At 69.7% G+C, this 21,248-nt stretch carries 2 protein-coding genes; both read right to left on the minus strand.

Features of this window, described 5'->3' with window-relative positions; all coding sequences use genetic code 11:
- Window positions 1–31: 31 nt before the first annotated feature.
- A complete protein-coding gene (locus tag AC0HI0_RS18865; RefSeq protein WP_480933679.1) occupies window positions 32–10,609 on the minus strand; it encodes an SDR family NAD(P)-dependent oxidoreductase in 10,578 nt (3,525 codons plus the stop codon).
- Window positions 10,606–21,231: an SDR family NAD(P)-dependent oxidoreductase gene (locus AC0HI0_RS18870; protein ID WP_480933680.1), complete on the minus strand. Its 10,626-nt coding sequence runs from the start codon at window positions 21,229–21,231 to the stop codon at window positions 10,606–10,608. The genes AC0HI0_RS18865 and AC0HI0_RS18870 overlap by 4 nt, the downstream gene beginning before the upstream one ends.
- Window positions 21,232–21,248 lie beyond the last annotated feature (17 nt).

Genomic DNA, 21,248 nt, shown 5'->3' on the forward strand with positions numbered 1-21,248 from the left:
TCTGTCGTAGTCATCCGGATCTCCAGCTCGGTCAGGAGTTCTTGGCGTCGAGCGCCAGGCGGACGAGGTCGGCGACGTCCATGGCGGCGATCGCCTCCGCGCCGCCCTCGGGTTCGGGCTCGGTGGGCACCGCGGGTGCGGCCAGCGCCAGCAGCCGGTCGAGCAGCCCCGAGTCCCGCAACCGGGGCAGCGGGATCGAGGCCAGCAGGCTCCTGACCGCCGGTTCGTCCGCGGGTACCGGTTGTCGTGCGTCCGGCAGGAGCTCGTCCAGCAGGTGCCCGGTCAGCACCTCCGCGCTGGGGTGGTCGAAGATCAGCGTGGGCGGCAGGGTGAGCCCGGTGGCGGCGCCGAGCCGGTTGCGCAACTCGACCGCGGTCAGCGAGTCGAAGCCGAGCTCCCGGAACGGTCGGGCCGGGTCGAGCGTGCCCCCGGAGTGGCCGAGCACCGCAGCGGCGTTGCCGGTGACGAGGTTCAGCACCAGGCTGCGCCGCTCCACCTGCGTCGCCGTGGCCAGCTGTCGACGCAGGCCCTCCTCCTGCCCACCGCTGTTGCTCTCGGCGACCCGCCGCCGTGCAGGCAGCCGGATCAGCTCGCGCAGCAACGCGGGCACCTCGGCACCCGGCTGGGGAACGGGCAGCGGCAGCGCGTGCGGGACGGGGGCGGCGAGCGCCTGGTCCAGCAGCGCCAGCGCGTCGTCGGTGGACAGGGGTTTGACACCGGCTCGGGCCATCCGGGCGTGATCGGTGTCGGTCATGCCCGAGGTCATGGTGCTGGCCTCTGCCCACAGACCCCAGCCCAGCGACACCGTCGGCAATCCACGCACGTGCCGGTGGTGGGCCAGTGCGTCGAGGATCGCGTTCGCCGCCGCGTAGTTGCCCTGCCCGGCGTTGCCGAACGTGGCCGCCGCCGAGGAGAAGAGCACGAACATCGGCAGGTCGAGATCACGGGTCAGTTCGTGCAGGTTCCACGCGGCGACAGCCTTCGCCACCAGGACCCGCTCCACCTGCTCCTCCGACAGCGACGTCACCAGACCGTCGTCCAGGACACCCGCCGCGTGCACCACCCCGGCCACCGGCACCCCGTCCAGCACCGACGCAAGCCCACCACGGTCCGACACGTCACAGGCCACCACCTCCACCTCGGCACCCAAACCGGTCAACCCCTCGACCAGCTCCGCCGCACCAGGCGCACCCATACCACTGCGACTCAACAACAACAGCCGCCGCACACCGTGCCCGACGACCAGATGACGTGACACGATCCCGCCCAACGTCCCCGTCCCACCCGTCACCACCACAACACCGTCGGACGGGACCGCACGCGGCATCCGCAGCACGACCTTGCCCACATGCCGCGCCTGGCTGACGAACCGCAGGGCCTCCGGCGCACGACGCACATCCCACGTCGTCACCGGCAACGGAGCCAACTCCCCGCTCTCGAAGAGCTCCACCAGCCTGGTCAGCACCTCCTGAACCCGGTCCGGGCCGAGCTCGGCCAGATCGAAGGCCCGATACCGCACACCTGGGAACGCGTTGGCGACCTCGTCCGCGTCGCGGATGTCGGTCTTGCCCATCTCCACGAACCGACCACCGGCGGCAACCAACCGCAACGAAGCATCCACAAACGAACCAGCCAACGAATCCAACACCACATCAACACCACGACCACCAGTCGCGGCCAACACACCAGCCTCAAAATCCAACGACCGCGACGAGAACACATCCCCCGGAGCAACACCCCACTCCCGAACCACATCCTGCTTCCCGACACCCGCCGTCCCCAGCACCCGCGCACCCAACCACCGCGCCACCTGCACCGCAGCCAAACCCACACCACCAGCCGCAGCGTGCACCAACACCGACTCACCACCACACAACCGACCAAGCTCAACCAACCCACACCACGCAGTCAAGAACACCACCGGAACACCAGCCGCCACCTCCCACGACCAGCCGTCCGGAATCCGCACCACCAACCGCACATCAGTGACCACCACCGGCCCGAAACCACCCGCCACCATCCCCATCACACGATCACCAACAGCCACACCCCTGACCTCGGCACCCACCTCCACCACCACACCGGCGACTTCCGTGCCCAGCGGACCGGCCTCGCCCGGATACATGCCGAGAGCGTTGAGGACGTCCCGGAAGTTGAGCCCGGCAGCGCGGACCTCGACGCGGACGTGCTTCGGTCCGAGCGGTTCGAGTGCGGGCGGGAACGGGCTGAGGATGAGGTTGTCCAGCGTGCCCTGCTCCGGGATGTCCAACCGCCAGGCCGGCTCCGCAGGCGGGGTCAACGCCCGGTCGACGGCCACCAGGCGCGGCACCCGAACCCTTCCGCTCCGCAACGCCAACTGCGGCTCGTCCGTGACAGCGGCAGCCGCCGGCAGCAGTCCGAGGGAGTACCGGTCGACGTCGATCAGCACGATCCGGCCAGGGTTCTCCTGCTGCGCCGAACGCACCAGACCCCACACCCCCGCCGCCACCGGACTCCCCACATCATCACCCGGATCCACCGCAACCGCGCTACGAGTCACCACCAACAAACGCCCCGACACCCCACGTGCCAACCACTCCCGCACAACCTCCAGAACACCCAGCACCGAACCAACAGGATCCACAGTGGACTCAACCGGCAACACCGTCACCGCAGGCGAACCCAGCTCCACGACCGACTCACGGCGAGGCACTTCGACCCCCGGCAGGTCCGCGAGCGAGACCCATCCGTCGACCGGGCCGGCGTCCGGCAGGGAGATCTCGGGCCAGTTCACCCGGTACAGGCCCACACCTGCCGTCGCAGCGGACAGCTGGTCGGCGCGGACCGGCCGCAGCACCAACGAGTCGATCGTCATGACCGGCTGCCCGGCCAGGTCCGTCACCCGCACCTCGACCGCGTCCGGACCGGCAGCCGTGATCCGGGCACGCACCTCACGGGCGCCGGTCGCGTGCAGCCGAACCCCCGCCCACGCGAACGGCAGCCGTGGCAAGGAGTCTGTGAACCAGTCCCCGGACCCGATCGCGTGCAGCACCGCGTCCAGCAACGCCGGGTGCAACCCGAACTCATCCTCTTCGTCAGTACCAGGCAATGCGGCTTCGACCAGCACGTCCGCCCCGGAACGCCAGATGCCCCGAACACCCCGGAAAGCAGGCCCGTAGTCGAATCCCGCAGCGGCAACGCGTTCGTAGAACGACGTGACCTCGTCGGCACCGACCACCACGGGTTCGGCACCAGCGGTGGTCCAGGGCTCCGTGTCGACCGGCACGGGGTCGCCGGCCAGGACGCCGGTGGCGTGCAACGTCCACTCCTGCTCGGAAGTGCCGTCGGGGCGGGCGTGCACCGACACCTCACGCTCACCGCGCTCGTCCTCGCCCGAAACGGAGACCTGGACGACCACGCCACCGCGTTGTGGCAGCACCAACGGCTCCCGCAACGTCAATTCCCGCACGACGCCGCAGCCGACCTCGTCGCCGGCCCGCACCGCCAATCCCACGAACGCCGTGCCCGGCAGCAGCACCGAACCCAGCACCCCGTGATCGGCGAGCCAGCCCGGCGACTTCGCCGACAACCGGCCCGAGAGCACCACTCCGCCCGATCCGGCCAGGGCGACCACGTCCCACCGCGACGCGTCCCGAGCCCTGCCGTGCACCTGCGGCCAGAAGCGCTCGCGCTGAAACGCGTACGCGGGCAGCTCGACCACCCGACCGACCGGCAGCACCTCGGCCCAGTCCACGTCGACACCACGAACGTGCGCTTCGGCCGCAGACCGGATCAGCCGGTCCAGGCTGCCTTCATCACGGCGCAGCGAGCCTACGACGACGGCTTCGGCGTCCTGGAGGATGTCGTGCAGCGCCGGGACGAGCACGGGGTGCGCGCTGACCTCGATGAACGCGCGGCTGCCGGCTTCTGCCAGGGTGTGGATCGTGTCGGAGAACAGGACCGTTCGGCGCAGGTTGCGGTACCAGTAGGCGGCGTCGAGCGTGCTCGTGTCCAGCAGCTCACCAGTGACCGTGGAGTAGAACGGGATCTCACTCCCACGCGGCGTGATTCCCGCGAGGTCGGTCAGCAACCGGGCCTCGATGCGTTCGACGTGCTCGGAATGCGACGCGTAGTCGACCGGAATCCACCGAGCCCGAACCCCCCGCCGCTCACACTCGTCATAAACGCCCTGCAACCCGCCGACCGGCCCGGAAACCACCGTCGTAGCAGGCCCGTTCACCGCCGCAACACCGACGCCACCCCAGCCGGCGACGAGCTCCTCGACATCCGCACGTGGCAGCGATACCGACATCATCGAGCCCTCGCCACACAACGCCAGCAACGCGCGCGAACGCAGCGCCACCACCGTCGCCGCATCCTCAAGCGACAACGCACCCGCAACACACGCAGCAGCAATCTCACCCTGCGAATGACCCACCACACCCGCGACCCGAACACCCCACGACCGCCACACCCGAGCCAACGCCACCATCACCGCGAACAGAACCGGCTGAACCGCATCCACCCTGTCCACCACACCGCCACCCAGCTCAACGCTGGGCATGTCGGCCTGACCCCGCACCACATCCACCACCGAGAACCCCACCAGCGGATCCAGCACCTCGGCGCACTCACCCAACACGTCACGGAACACCGAGCTGGACTCCCACAGCTCCCGCCCCATCCCCCGCCACTGCGAACCCTGACCCGGGAACACCAACATCACACCGCGATCGACGTCCGCGACCACCCTGCCCGCGACCACGGCGGCACCTGCGGCCACGGCGTCCACGCCGGCAAGCAGTGCCGGAAGGTCCGCACCGGTCACCACAGCACGGTGCTCGAACCGCGACCGCCGCAGCAACGAAGCACTGATGTCGGCAGGCACGACCTCGGGCAGCTGACGCACGTGCTCGGCAAGCTGGGCCGCCTGCGCCCGCAACGCCTCGGGCGACTTCCCGGACAACACCCAGATCCCGGGGCCTGCCGTAGGTTCGGCGTCCGGCTCGGGCTGGGGTGCTTCGAGGATGACGTGCGCATTGGTGCCGCTGATCCCGAAGGACGACACCCCGGCCCGGCGCGGGCGTCCCAGGTCGGGCCACTCCTGATTCTCGGTCAACAGCGAAACCGAGCCCGACGACCAGTCGACTTCGGTGGTGCGCTCATCCGCGTGCAGGGTGCGCGGCAACACCCCGTGTTGCAACGCCATCACCATCTTGATCACACCCGCCACACCGGCCGCAGCCTGCGTGTGCCCGATGTTCGACTTCAACGAACCAAGCCACAACGGACGCCCACGGTTGCGCCCATACGTCGCCAACAACGCCTGCGCCTCGATCGGATCACCCAACCGCGTCCCGGTCCCGTGCGCCTCCACCACATCCACATCACCCGGCTCCAACCCGGCCTGCGCAAGGGCCGCCCGAATCACCCGCTGCTGCGACGGCCCGTTCGGCGCCGTCAAACCGTTGCTGGCACCGTCCTGGTTGACCGCACTACCCCGAACCACCGCCAACACCCGGCGGCCTGCCCGGCGAGCGTCCGAGAGGCGCTGCACCACGAGGACGCCAACGCCTTCGCCCCACCCGGTTCCGTCGGCACCGGCCCCGAAAGCCTTGCACCGGCCATCCGGCGCCAGGCCACGCTGACGGCTGAACTCCACGAACACCTCGGCGTTCGACATCACCGTCACACCGCCGGCCAGCGCCATGGAGCACTCCCCGGCGCGCAACGACTGGGCAGCGAGGTGTAGCGCCACCAGAGACGACGAACACGCCGTGTCCACCGTCACCGCCGGACCTTCCAGGCCGAGGCAGTACGCGACCCGGCCCGACATCACGCTGGCCGCACTACCCGTCGCCAGGTAGCCGTCGCCTGCGGCGCTGCTGCCCGCGACCAGCGACGCGTAGTCCTGCCCGTTGGTGCCGGCGAAGACGCCGACCCGCCCGCCGCGCAACGACAGCGGGTCGATTCCGGCGTTCTCGATCGCCTCCCACGAGACTTCCAGCAACAAGCGCTGCTGCGGATCCATCGACAACGCCTCACGCGGCGACACGCCGAAGAACCCGGCGTCGAAGTGGCCCGCGTCGCGGAGAAACCCGCCGGAGCGCACGTACGACTTCCCCACCGCGTCCGGGTCGGGGTCGTAGATCGCCGCGACGTCCCAGCCACGGTCGTCCGGGAAGTCGGAAATCGCGTCCCGGCCGCCCACGACCAGCTCCCACAGGTCCTCCGCGTGGGCCACGCCACCGGGGAAGCGACAGCCCACGCCGACCACCACGATCGGGTCGTCGTCGAGTTCGACGGGCGCGGCGGGGTGCTCGACTTCGCCGGTCAGCCCGAGCAGGCTCGTCGTGATGTGGTCGGCGAGCGCGCGCGGTGTCGGGTAGTCGTAGGTGACCGCCGCCGACAACGTCAGCCCGGTCACGGTGTTCAGCCGGTTGCGCAGCTGGATCGCGGCCAGCGACGTGAAGCCGACATCGGTGAACGTCTCGTCCGCGCCGAGCAAGGCCGTCTGTCCCAGCACCTCACCGCCGTGCCGTCGGACGAGGTCGAGCACGGCGAGCACGGCATCCGCCGGCCTGAGCGCACGCAGCCGCTCGACCAGTCCCCCAGGCGCCTCGGTCGCAGGTGCCGGCGCGAGCTCTTCGAGGAGCGGGCTCGGCCGGGTCGCGGTGAACGCCGGGACGAAGCGCTCCCAGTCGATGTCGGCTACGGTGGCGGTGGTGGCGTTACGGGCGATCAGCCGCTGGAGCACCTCGATCGCGCGCCCGGGGTCCATCGCGGTCACGCCGTGGCGGCTCCACCCCTCGGGACCGACCCGCGCGGCCATGCCTCCACCGGCCCACGGTCCCCACGCCACCGAGGTGCCGGCCAGACCACGTGCCCGGCGGCGCTCCATCATGGCGTCCAGGCACGCGTTCGCCGCGCCGTAGTTGCTCTGCCCGGCGTTGCCCAGCGTCGCGGCGAGCGATGAGAACACCACGAACACCGGGACGTCACGACCTGCGGTTACTTCCTCCAGCACCCGAGTGCCGGCAACCTTCACGCCCAGCACCGACGACCAGGCCGACACCGGCAGCGAACCGACCACACCGTCCTCGACCACGCCGGCGGCGTGCACCACCGACAACGGTTCATCAGCCGCCACCCCGGCAACGACCGCCGCCATTTGCGACGCATCGGTGACATCGCATGCCGCGATCTCCACCCGTGCGCCCACTGCCTCCAGCTCGGCCCGCAGTTCCGCCGCACCCGGCGCCTCGGCGCCCCGGCGACTCACCAACACCACGTGATCGGCGCCGTTCGCCGCCACCCACCGCGCCACATGCGCACCCAGGCCGCCGGTTCCTCCGGTGATCAGCACCGTCCCGGACACCTGCGGCGCACCGACATCGACCGCGTGGATCCGCGCGAGCCGACGCCCGAACCTGCCGTAGTCCCGCACGGCGAGCTGGTCCTCGTCGCCGTCGAGAACGCTTTCGTCCACCACAGCGGGATCGGCAGGCAGGTCGACCAAGCCACCCCAGAGGTCCGGGTGTTCCAGGGCGATCGCCCGGCCCGCGCCCCAGACCTGGGCCTGCACCGGATCCAACACCTGTTCGTCGACGCCGACCGCACCTTGGGTCACCGCCCACACGCGGACGTCCAGACCGGCATCCAGCACGGCCTGCACCAGCGCCGCCGTGGCGACCACACCCGTCCCGTCACCGGGAGCGAGGGCCAGCAGGGAGACGATCTCCGTGAAGTCCTCCTCCTCGGCCAGCGACCGCGCCCAGGCGACGCGATCCGGCTCGGCCGCATCCAGCTCCAGCACGGCCTTCGCACCGACAGCGAGCGCGATCTCCTGGGCCGCCTCCACGCCACGGGGCACGACCGCCAGCCGCCGTCCGGTCACCGCCGCAGGCTTCGCCGGCGGAAGCTCCTTCCACGTGACCTCGTATTCCCACTGACCAGTAGGCTGCCGACCCTGAACCGCCTTCGGTGCCAGCCAATACTGCTCGCGCTGGAAGGCGTAGGACGGGAGCGGCACGACCCGTCCCGCCGGCACGATCCGTTCCCAGTCGACCTCCGCCCCACGGGCGTAGGTCTTGCCCACCGCAGACAGCAGGGTTTCCGGGTCCGACGCCGTCACCACGGCCACGTCGGCACCGGCCAACGTGTCGGTCGCAGGAGCCGCCAACACACTGCGCGGCCCGATCTCCACCACCGTCGCCACACCCTGCGCGTTCAACGTGCGAACCACATCCGCGAACCTCACCGGCTCACGCACATGCTCAGCCCAATACGCGGCCGTGCCATACCCCTCACCAGCAAGCTCACCGGTCACGCCGGAGACCACCGGAATCCTCGGCTCCTGCGGCGAAATCGTCTCGATCGCCCGCGCGAACTGATCAAGCATCGGGTCCATCAACACCGAATGGAAAGCGTGGGACACCCGCAACCGAGTAGTACGCAACCCAGCCGCCTTCGCCCGATCAGCCACCGCGAGCACTGCGTCCTCTATCCCAGACACGACAACCGACTCCGGCGCGTTCACCGCCGCGATCGACACTCCGGATTCCGCCATCAGCGCACGGACGACGTCCTCACCAGCGCCGACAGCAACCATCGCACCACCCTCGGGCAACGCCTGCATCACCGACGCCCGCGCCGCCACCAGCGTCGACGCATCCTCAAGACTCAACACACCCGCAACATGCGCCGCCGTGATCTCACCAATCGAATGCCCGGCAACAGCCTCGACCTCGACACCCCACAACTCCAACAACCGGAACACGCCAACCCCGAACGCAAACAAAGCAGGCTGCGTAAATCCGGTCTGACCTAATCCCTCCTCAACACCCCACATGACATCTCGCAACCCGGGCTCAAAGTGGCCCAGCACTTCGTCGAACGCCTCCGCAAAGACAGGAAACCGCTCATACAGCTCACGGCCCATCCCAACCCGCTGCGAACCCTGCCCACCAAAAACCACCGCCACGCCACCGGCTCCCGACACCACACCGACCGCATCGGAAACCCCGACACCCACCGCGTCCAGACCAGCCAGCAACACATCCCGATCAGCACCGGTGACGACCGCCCGATGCGCAAACCGAGCCCTTCGAAGCAACGACGTCCCGACATCGGCGACGCCGACAGGCACTCGGCGCACATGCTCAGCCAACCGCACCGCCTGCGCCCGCAAAGCCTCGGGAGACTTCGCCGACAACACCCACACACCAGGACCAGTACCAGGCTCGGCGTCAGCCTCCGGCTCCGGCTGCTCCAAGATCACGTGCGCATTCGTGCCGCTGATGCCGAACGACGAGACACCGGCACGACGCGGACGCCCCACCTCCGGCCATTCCTGGTTCTCGGTCAGCAGCGAAACCGCGCCCGACGACCAGTCGACCTCCGACGTCGGCTCCTCGGCGTGCAGGGTCCGGGGCAACACCCCGTGCCGCATCGCCATCACCATCTTGATCACACCCGCCACACCGGCCGCAGCCTGCGTGTGCCCGATGTTCGACTTCAACGAACCCAGCCACAACGGACGCTCCCGATCCCGCCCATAGGCGGCAATCAACGCCTGAGCCTCAATCGGGTCACCCAACCGCGTCCCAGTCCCGTGCGCCTCCACCACATCCACATCACCCGGCTCCAACCCGGCCTGCGCAAGGGCCGCCCGAATCACCCGCTGCTGCGACGGACCATTCGGCGCCGTCAAACCGTTGCTGGCACCGTCCTGGTTGACCGCACTACCCCGAACCACAGCCAACACCCGACGACCCTCACGGCGGGCCACGGAGAGACGCTGCACGAGCAGCACGCCGACGCCCTCGCCCCAACCGGTTCCGTCGGCACCCGCACCGAACGCCTTGCACCGCCCGTCAACCGCAAGCCCGCGCTGACGGCTGAACTCCACGAACACCTCGGCGTTCGACATCACCGTCACACCACCGGCCAGCGCCATCGAGCACTCGCCCGCCCGCAACGACTGAGCCGCCAAGTGCAACGCCACCAACGAGGACGAACACGCCGTATCCACCGTCACCGCCGGGCCCTCAAGCCCCAGGCTGTACGACACCCGGCCCGAGGCGACGCTCACCGCGTTGCCCGTCAGCAGGTGTCCGGCGATCTCGTCGGACCGGTCAGCGGTGCCGCCATAGCCCTGGTAGCTGACGCCGACGAACACACCGGCCTTCTTCGCCGCCGCACTCTCCGGGTCCACGCCCGCGTCCTCGAACGCCTCCCACGACGCCTCCAGCAACAACCGCTGCTGCGGATCCATCGCCAACGCCTCACGCGGCGAAATCCCGAAGAACCCGGCATCGAACCCACCCGCGTCGTACACGAACCCGCCCTGGTGCGTGTACGACTTCCCTGCCCGATCGGGGTCGGCGTCGTACAACTCGCCGAGGTCCCACCCCCGGTCGACGGGGAACTCCCCGATGGCGTCACCACCGGAGCTCACCAGGCGCCACAGGCCGTCCGGCGACGAGACCCCGCCCGGGTACCGGCACGCCATGCCCACGATCGCGATCGGCTCCTCCAGCTCGCGCAGGCGTTCCCGCGCCTGGTAGAGGTCCAGCGTCACGCGCTTGAGGTACTCGCGAAGCTTGTCCTGGTCCGCCATTGCTCTCACCTGTTTTCGAGACGAGCTTCAGGAGTGCCGAACTGCCGATCGATGAAGTCGAAGATCTCGTCGTCGCCCGCGCTCTCGATCTTCCCGGCGACGTCGCCGTCGGAGGTGCTCAACTTCGCGGTCAACGCCTTCAGACGCAGGACGACCGAGTGCCGGACACCGTCGTCGGCCTTGTCGAGCACCGCCTCCAGGCTGTCCAGCCCGGCGTGCACCTCGTCGGCGGTGTCGGGCAGCAGCAGGTCGAGGATGTGCTCGGCCAGCAGCACCGGCTTGGGGAAGTCGAACACCGCGGTGGACGACAGCCGCACGCCCAGCGCCGTGTTCAACCGGTCGCGGAACCGCACGGCCATCAGCGAATCGAACCCGATGTCCTTGAACGCGGCGGTCGCGGCGACCTGGGCGACGGACCCGTGCCCGAGCACTGCGGCGGCGTTCTCCCGCACCAGCTCCACCACGATCCGAGAGCGTTCCTTTTCGGACTCCTTCGCGATCCGTTCGCGCAGTGCGGTCGCACCGTCGTCCGCCGCCGGCTCGTCGACCGCTGCCGGCAGCTCGGCCAGCAACGGGGAGACCCTGGTCGCGGTGAAGGTGGGGCCGAACCGGCTCCAGTCGAGGGCGGCGACGACAACCGCGGTCTCGTCGCCGTCGAGCGCCTGCCGCAACGCTTCGATCGCGAGGCCCGGATCCATCGGCTTCAGCCCGTACCGGTTCAGGAACTGCGCGGACTCCTCGGACCCGCCCATGCCCTCTCCCGCCCACGGACCCCACGCCACCGCCGTCGCCGCCAGGCCGCGCGCCCGGCGCTGTTCGGCGAGCGCGTCGAGGAACGCGTTGGCCGCGCCGTACCCCACCTGCCCGCCGCTGCCCCACACGCCGGACACCGACGAGAAGAGCACGAACGCGTCGAGCTCCGCACCGAACAACGCGTCCAAGTGCATTGCACCGCCGACCTTCGCCCCGGCGACCGCATCCAGTTCCTCGCCGCTCACCTCTGCGGCGGGCGTGAACTGGCCGATACCTGCGGCATGGACGACCGTGCGGATGTCGTGGCTGTCGGCGCGAAGCGTCCCCACCAGATCCGTGACGGCGACGCGGTCGGCGACGTCGCAGGCGGCGATCGTGACGTCCACCCCGAGCCGCACCAACTCCTCCCGGAGCTCGTCCGCGCCCGGCGCGTCCGCACCGCGTCGGCTCGTCAGGACGACGCGTTCGGCGCCACGAGTGGCCACCCAGCGCGCCACCCGGCCGCCCAGACCTCCGGTGCCTCCGGTGATCAGCACCGTGCCCCGTGCCCGCCAGTCACCGGGCCTCGCCGAGCCCGCCCGCACGAGCCGCCGTCCGAACGCGCCTTCCGCACGCAGGGCCACCTGGTCCTCGTCGCCGTCGAGAACGGCGACGAGGTCGCGTTCGACCACTGCACCGAGGTCGGCAGGGAGGTCGATCAGACCACCCCAGAGGTCCGGGTGCTCCAGGGCGATCACTCGGCCCGCGCCCCATACCTGCGCCTGCTCCGGGTACATCACCGGGTCGTCGGCGCTGGTACCGACCGCGCCCTGGGTCACCGCCCACACCCGCACGTCCAGACCCGCGTCCAGCACGGCCTGCACCAGTACCGTCGTCGCCCGGACGCCGGCCAACAGGGAAACCACCCCGGTCGCGCCGGCACGGGCGGTCAGCGCCGCATTCCACGCCGCCCGGTCGGGGTTCGCGGTGTCGAGTTCGAGCACTTCCGCACCCAGGGCGGCGGCGACCTGGTCACGCACGTCCCCGGCAACACCCGCCGGAACGACCACCAACCACCGGCCCCGCTCGGCGTCGGCACGGACCGGGGTCAGCGGAGCCCAGGTGACGCGGTAACGCCACTCGTCGACGGCGTCCTGGCGGCGAGGCTGCGCAACCGGTGCCTGAGTGATCCAGTACCGCTGACGTTGGAAGGCGTAGGACGGCAGCGGTACGACCCGTCCTGTGGGCACGATCCGTTCCCATTCGACCTCGGCACCACGGGCGTAGGCGTGCCCGACTGCGGTCACCGCGCTCTCCGCGTTCGAGGCCACCACCACGGCCACGTCGGCACCGGCCAAGGTGTCGGTCGCAGGAGCCGCCAACACACTGCGCGGCCCGACCTCCACCAACGTGCCTACGCCCTGTGCCTCCAACGTGCGGACGACATCAGCGAACCTCACCGGCTCACGCACATGCTCAGCCCAATACGCGGCCGTGCCATACCCCTCACCAGCAAGCTCACCGGTCACGCCGGAGACCACCGAAATCCTGGGCTGCTGCGGAGTGATCGCCGTGATCGCCCGCACAAACTGATCGAGCGCCGGGTTCATCAACACCGAATGGAAGGCGTGGGACACCCGCAACCGCGTAGTACGCAGCCCAGCCGCTCGCGCCCGGTCTGCCACCGCGAGCACCGCGTCCTCTATCCCGGACACGACAACAGACTCCGGCGCGTTCACCGCCGCGATCGACACTCCGGATTCCGCCATCAGCGCACGGACGACGTCCTCACCAGCGCCGACAGCAACCATCGCACCACCCTCGGGCAACGCCTGCATCACCGACGCCCGCGCCGCCACCAGCGTCGACGCATCCTCAAGACTCAACACACCCGCAACATGCGCCGCCGTGATCTCACCAATCGAATGCCCGGCAACAGCCTCGACCTCGACACCCCACGACTCCAACAACCGGAACAACCCAACCCCGAACGCAAACAACGCAGGCTGCGTGAAGAGGGTCGCACCCAACCCCTCCTCATCACCCCACATGACATCCCGCAACCCAGGCTCGAAGTGGCCCACCACCTCGTCAAAAGCCTCCACAAAAACAGGGAACCGCTCATACAGCTCACGGCCCATCCCGACCCGCTGCGAACCCTGCCCACCAAAAACCACCGCCACGCCACCGGCTCCCGACACCACGTCGACCGCATCGGAAACCCCGACACCCACCGCGTCCAAGCCGGCCAGCAACACATCCCGGTCCGCGCCAACCACCACGGCTCGATGCTCGAAGCGCGACCGCCGCAACAACGAAATCCCAACGTCAGCCACACCAACGGGAACTCGGCGCACGTGCTCAGCCAACCGCACCGCCTGCGCCCGCAACGCCTCCGGCGACTTCCCCGACAACACCCACACCCCAAGCCCCGGCGCCGGCTCAACATCCGGCTCCGCTACCGATTCGGCAGCTTCCAGGATGACGTGGGCGTTGGTGCCACTGATGCCGAACGAGGAGACGCCAGCTCGCCGAGGACGCCCGACCTCAGGCCACTCCTGGTTCTCGGTCAGCAGCGAAACCGAGCCGGAACTCCAGTCCACGTGCGGCGTCGGCTCGTCCACGTGCAAGGTCCGGGGCAGCACTCCGTGCCGCATCGCCATGACCATCTTGATGATCCCGCCAACACCCGCAGCGGACTGCGCATGCCCGATGTTCGACTTCAACGAACCCAGCCACAACGGACGCTCCCGACCCTGCCCATAGGTCGCCAACAACGCCTGCGCCTCGATCGGATCACCCAACCGCGTCCCGGTCCCGTGCGCCTCCACCACATCCACATCACCCGGCTCCAACCCGGCCTGCGCAAGGGCCGCCCGAATCACCCGCTGCTGCGACGGACCATTCGGCGCCGTCAAACCGTTGCTGGCACCGTCCTGGTTGACCGCACTACCCCGAACCACCGCCAACACCCGACGACCCTCACGGCGGGCCACGGAGAGACGCTGCACCACCAACACACCGACACCCTCGGCCCACCCAGTCCCGTCAGCACCCGCCGCGAACGACCTACAACGCCCATCCACAGCAAGACCACGCTGACGACTGAACTCCACAAACACATCGGCATGCGGCATCACCGCCACACCACCCGCCAACGCCAACGAACACTCACCCAACCGCAACGACTGAGCCGCCAAATGCAACGCCACCAGAGACGACGAACACGCCGTATCCACCGTCACCGCCGGACCCTCCAGGCCCAAAAAATACGCAACCCGACCAGACACCACACTCGACGCATTACCCGTCAGCGAATAACCCTCGACCTCCACCGGAGCCACACCGGACACATAATCCCGATGACTCGCCCCGACAAAAACACCCACCTGACCACCACGAAGGGAAAGCGGATCAACCCCGGCGCCCTCGATCGCCTCCCACGACACCTCCAACAACAACCGCTGCTGCGGATCCATCGCCAACGCCTCACGCGGCGAAATCCCGAAGAACCCGGCATCAAAATCGCCGGCATCAGCCACGAACCCGCCGTGCCGCGTGTAAGTCTTGCCCACCGCGTCCGGGTCGGGGTCGAACAACGCGTCGGTGTCCCAGCCGCGATCCAGCGGAAAGCCGCCGACGGCGTCCCCGCCGGACGCCACCAGATCCCACAACCCCTCCGGCGACGACACCTCACCAGGGAACCGACAGCCCATCCCCACGATCACGATCGGATCGTCAGTGAGACCCCCGGCGGCAACAGGACGCTCAACAACCTCGCGAGAAGCACCGACCAACTCGTCAACCACAAACCGGGCCAACGCCTCCGCATTCGGATAGTCGAAAACCACCGACACCGGCAAACGCAACCCCGCCGCCACACCCAACCGATTCCGCAACTCCACCGCCGTCAACGAATCGAGACCCAACTCCCGAAACGCCCGACCAACCTCCACCACACCACCCGAACCAAACCCCAACACCCCCGCCACACACCCACACACCAACTCCAACACCACACCAAAACGCTCACCCGCACCCAACGACAGCAGGCGCCGGCGCAGGTCGGACGTCCCGACGGCGTCCGGTGCGGACGCGGCGGTCTTCCTCCGCCGCACCGCCCCGACCAGGCCGCGCAGGAGTGGCTGGACCTCGTCCTTGGCGCGCAAAGCGGGCAGATCCAGCGGAATCGGCACCAGCACGGCTTCCGGCCGGCGCCGAACCACGTCGAACAGCTCCAGTCCGTCCTTAGTGGACAGTGCGACGACACCGGACCGCGACATCCGTCGGATGTCCGCGTCCGCCAGGTGCCGCGTGGTGTCGCTGCGCTCCTCCCAGAAACCCCAGGCCAGGGATTGCGCGGGCAGCCCTGCGGCACGTCGGTGCTCAGCCAGCGCGTCGAGGAACGAGTTGGCGGCGGCGTAGTTGCCCTGCCCGGCGGCACCGAACGTGCCGGCGGCCGAGGAGAACAGGATGAACTCGGCGATGTCCATCCCCCGGGTCAGCTCGTGCAGGTGCGCGGCGGCGTCGACCTTGGCCCGCAGCACCGCGTCGAGCCGCTCCGGGGTCAGCGACGTGACCAGGCCGTCGTCCAGGGTGGCCGCGCAGTGGATCACCGACCGCAACGGATGTGCGGCGGGGATCTCCGCCAGCACCTCGGCGAGCGCGGCACGGTCGGCGACGTCGCAGGCGGCGATCGTGACGTGGGCGCCGAGCGCGGTGAGGTCGCGTTCGAGCTCCGCCGCCCCTGCCGCGTCACGGCCGCGCCTGCCGAGCAGCAGGAGGTGCCGGACGCCGTCGCGTTCCACCAGGCGCCGGGCCACGCGGGTGCCGAGCATGCCGGTGCCGCCGGTGATCAGCACCGTGCCGTCGGGGTCGGGACCGGACGGCACCGTGAAGACGATCTTGCCGATGTGCCGGGCCTGGCTCATGAACCGGAACGCGTCGCGCGCGTCCCGCAGGTCCCACGCGGTGATCGGCAGCGGCGCGAGCACGCCCGCCTCGAACAGCGCCAGCACCTCGGCGAGCATCTCGCCGATCCGGGCCGGACCCGCGTCGCCGAGCTCGAACGCCCGGTAGCGCACGTTAGGGTGGTCGTCCGGGTCGCGCTTGTCGGTCTTGCCCATCTCCAGGAACCAGCCGCCGGGGGCCAGCAGCCGCAGCGACGCGTCGACGTACTCGCGGGCGAGCGAGTTGAGCACGACGGTGAAGCCGCCGCCGAACTTCGCCTCGAACGTCAGGTCCCGCGAAGACGCGATGTGGTCGTCGTCCAGCCCCAGCGAGCGCAGGACGTGCCACTTCGCCGGACTGGCGGTGGCGTACACCTCGGCACCCATGTACCGGGCCAGCTGGATCGCCGCCATGCCGATGCCGCCCGCACCCGCGTGCACCAGCACCCGGTCGCCCGGCCCGACGTGCGCCAGGTCGCGAAAGCCGTAGTACGCGGTGAGGAACACGACCGGCACGGACGCCGCCCGCACGTCCGACCAGTCGTCGGGGATGCGCGCGAGCATGACCCGGTCCGTGACACCGGTCGGCCCGAACACCCCGGCGTAGAAGCCCATGACGCGGTCGCCCGGCACCAGGTCGGTGACGTCCGGCCCGACCTCGGTCACCACGCCGGCGGCCTCGCTGCCGAGCAGCCGCTGGCCGGGGATCATCTCCAACGCGACCGCGACATCGCGGAAGTTGAGCGCGGCGGCCCGCACCGACACGCGAACCTGTTCACCCCGCAACGGCTCGGCGAGCTGCGGGCGGGGAACCAGCGCCAACTCCTCGAAGCTGCCGCTGCCCGACGTCTCCAGCCGCCAGTGGTTTCCCTGAGGCAGAGTCAACGGGTCGCGCGGGGCGGCGAGCCGGGGCGCCAGCACCCGGCCGCCGCGCACAGCCACCTGGGGCTCTCCCGAGCCGACGGCGGCGGCGACGTCCTGCGGTTCGGCGTCGACGAGCACGAACCGGTCGGGGTTCTCCGACTGCGCGGACTTCACCAGGCCCCACACCGCTGCGGCGGCGAGATCCCGAACGCCCTCACCGGGCTCGGCGGCGACCGCCCCGGAGGTGGCGAAGACCAGCTTCGAGGACGCGAACCTCTCGTCGGCCAGCCAGTCCCGCACCAGCGCGAGCACGCGGTGGGTGGCCTCCCGAACCTGGCCGGGCAGGTCCCCGCCGGAAGCCGCCACGGGCACCACGACGGCCTGCGGGACGGGCGTCGGAAGCTCGGCCAACCCGCCGTCCCCGAGCGTGACCCACTCGGCGACATCGCCCGCTTCGACGCCCACCCAGTCGACCACCCACACCGGGTCCGGCGTACTCGCCGCCTGGAGCGCCTCGTCCGTCACCGGCCGCGACAGCAGACCTCCGACGGAGAGCACCGGAGCGCCTTCGACATCCGCCGCATCGAGCATGATCGTGTCCGACCCGCTGCGGGAGAGCCGCACGCGCAACGCGTGCGCGCCGGTCGCGTGCAGCGACACGCCGCTCCAGGCGAACGGCAGCTTGGGCTGGACCTCGGCACCGGCGGCGGCGTCGTCCAGCGCGGCCAGCAGCATCCCGTGCAGCGACGCGTCGAGCAACGCGGGGTGCACGCCGTAGCCGTGCCCGTCGACGCCTTCGGGCAACCGGGTTTCAGCGAACACGTCGTCCCCACGCCGCCACGCGGCCACCAGCCCCTGGAAGGCCGGGCCGTAGTCGTGTCCGCTCGCGTCCGCACGCCGGTAGAAGTCCTCCACGTCCATCGGCGTCGCGTCGGCGGGCGGCCAGACCGTCGCGTCGAAACGCGGCCGGGTGCTCGGTTCACCCGTCAGCACGCCGCTGACGTTCCGCGTCCACGGCTGGTCCGTCGCGCCACCGGGCCGGGAGTGGACGCTGAACGGCCGCCGCCCCGACTCGTCCGGCGCGCCCACGGCGATCTGCACCTGCACGGCGTCACGTCCCGGGAACAGCAGCGGTGCGTGCGACGTCAGTTCCTCGACGTGCTCGCAGCCGACCTGCTCACCGACGTGCAGCGCGAGCTCTACGAAGGCCGTGCCCGGCAGCAGCACCGCGCCCATCGCCCGGTGGTCGGAGATCCAGGGCATCGCCGAGGGCGACAACTGCCCTGTGAACAACATCCCGTCACCTTCGGCCAGGGTGACGGCGGCGCCGAGCAGCGGGTGACCCGCCGGAGACAGCCCGGCCGACCGGACGTCACCGGCAGTCGTGCCGGTTTCGGGCCAGAACCTCTGGTGCTGGAAGGCGTATGTGGGCAGCGGAACCACTCGTCCGGGCGGGATGACCTTCGTCCAGTCGATGTCGACACCGCCGACGAACGCTTCGATAGCGGACCGGACCAACCGGTCCAGGCTGCCTTCATCGCGCCGCAGCGAGCCGACGACGACGGCTTCGACGTCCTGGAGGATGTCGTGCAACGCCGGGACCAGCACCGGGTGCGCGCTCACCTCGACGAACGCACGGTGCCCCTCTTGCGCTGCAACTCCGATCGTGTCGGAGAACAGGACCGTCTGCCGCAGGTTGCGATACCAGTAGGCGGCGTCCAGCCCAGCGGTGTCCACCCGCTCACCGGTAACCGTGGAATAGAACGGGATTTCACTCCCACGCGGCCTGATCCCGGCCAACTCCGTCAGAAGCTCGGCCTCGATACGCTCGACGTGCTCCGAGTGCGAGGCGTAGTCGACCGGAATCCACCGAGCCCGAACCCCCCGCCGCTCACACTCGTCATAAACGCCCTGCAACCCGCCGACCGGCCCGGAAACCACCGTCGTAGCAGGCCCGTTCACCGCCGCAACACCGACACCGCCCCAGCCCGTGATGAGTTCTTCGGCCTCGGCACGGGAGAGCGCGAGCGACATCATCGAGCCCTCACCACACAACGCCAGCAACGCGCGCGAACGCAGCGCCACCACCGTCGCCGCATCCTCAAGCGACAACGCACCCGCAACACACGCAGCAGCAATCTCACCCTGCGAATGACCCACCACACCCGCGACCCGAACACCCCACGACCGCCACACCCGAGCCAACGCCACCATCACCGCGAACAGAACCGGCTGAACCGCATCCACCCTGTCCACCACACCGCCACCCAGCTCAACGCTGGGCATGTCGGCCTGACCCCGCACCACATCCACCACAGAGAACCCCACCAGCGGATCCAGCACCTCGGCGCACTCACCCAACACGTCACGGAACACCGAGCTGGACTCCCACAGCTCCCGCCCCATCCCCCGCCACTGCGAACCCTGACCCGGGAACACCAGCACCACATCGGAGGCGCCCGGAACCGCACGTGCCGCAGTCAAGGAGTCCAAACCGGACAGCAGTGCATCCCGATCCGCACCAGTCACCGCCGCACGGTGATCAAACCGCGACCGCCGAGCCAACGACGCCCCGATGTCAGCCACGGAGAACCCAGGCCGCTCACGGACATGCTCAGCCAACCGCACCGCCTGCGCCCGCAAAGCCTCGGGAGACTTCGCCGACAACACCCACACACCAGGACCAGTACCAGGCTCGGCGTCAGCCTCCGGCTCCGGCTGCTCCAAGATCACGTGCGCATTCGTGCCGCTGATGCCGAACGACGAGACACCGGCACGACGCGGACGCCCCACCTCCGGCCATTCCTGGTTCTCGGTCAGCAGCGAAACCGCGCCCGACGACCAGTCGACCTCCGACGTCGGCTCCTCGGCGTGCAGGGTCCGGGGCAACACCCCGTGCCGCATCGCCATCACCATCTTGATCACGCCACCAACACCCGCAGCAGCCTGCGTGTGCCCGATGTTCGACTTCAACGAACCCAGCCACAACGGCCGTTCCCTGCCCTGCCCATACGTCGCCAGCAGCGCATCCGCCTCGATCGGGTCACCCAACCGCGTCCCGGTCCCGTGCGCCTCCACCGCATCGACGTCTGCGGGCTCCAGCCGTGCCTCGGCCAACGCGGCCCTGATCACCCGCTGCTGCGACGGCCCGTTCGGTGCCGTCAAACCGTTGCTGGCGCCGTCCTGGTTGACCGCACTACCCCGAACCACAGCCAGCACCCGGCGACCCTCACGGCGTGCGTCCGACAAGCGCTGCAACACCAGCACGCCAACGCCTTCGCCCCAACCGGTTCCGTCGGCACCCGCACCGAACGCTTTGCACCGCCCGTCAACCGCAAGCCCGCGCTGACGGCTGAACTCCACGAACACGCTGATGTCGGACATCACGGTCACACCACCGGCCAGTGCCATCGTGCACTCGCCCGCCCGCAACGACTGCGCCGCCAGGTGCAGCGCCACCAACGACGACGAACAAGCGGTGTCGATCGTCACCGCCGGACCTTCCAGCCCCAGGCAGTACGAGACCCGGCCCGACACGACGCTCGCGGCGATGCCTGTTGCCAGGTAACCGTCACTCACCGCGTCCCTGGCGGCGACCAGCGACCCGTATGCCTGGCCGTTGGTGCCGGCGAAGACGCCGACCCGTTCACCGCGCAACGACAGCGGGTCCACCCCCGCGTCCTCGATCGCCTCCCACGACACCTCCAGCAACAACCGCTGCTGCGGATCCATCGCCAACGCCTCACGCGGCGACACCCCGAAGAACCCGGCGTCGAACCCGGTCGCGTCCGTCAGGAACCCGCCCGTGCGCACGTAGGACTTGCCGACCGCGTCCGGATCAGGGTCGTAGATCGCATCGACGTCCCAGCCCCGGTCACCGGGCAGGTCGGCGATCGCGTCCCGGCCGGCGGCCACCAGCTCCCACAGGTCCTTCGCGCCGGCCACACCACCGGGGAAGCGGCAGCCCATGCCGACGATGACGACGGGCTCCTGCTCGGCCGACTCCACCTCCAGCAGCCGCTGACGGGTCTGTTGCAGATCGGCGGTCACGCGCTTGAGGTAGGAAAGAAGTTTCGCCTCGTCCACGGTCTTCCACTCCCAAT

Source organism: Saccharothrix sp. NBAS 001 (assembly GCF_056640475.1).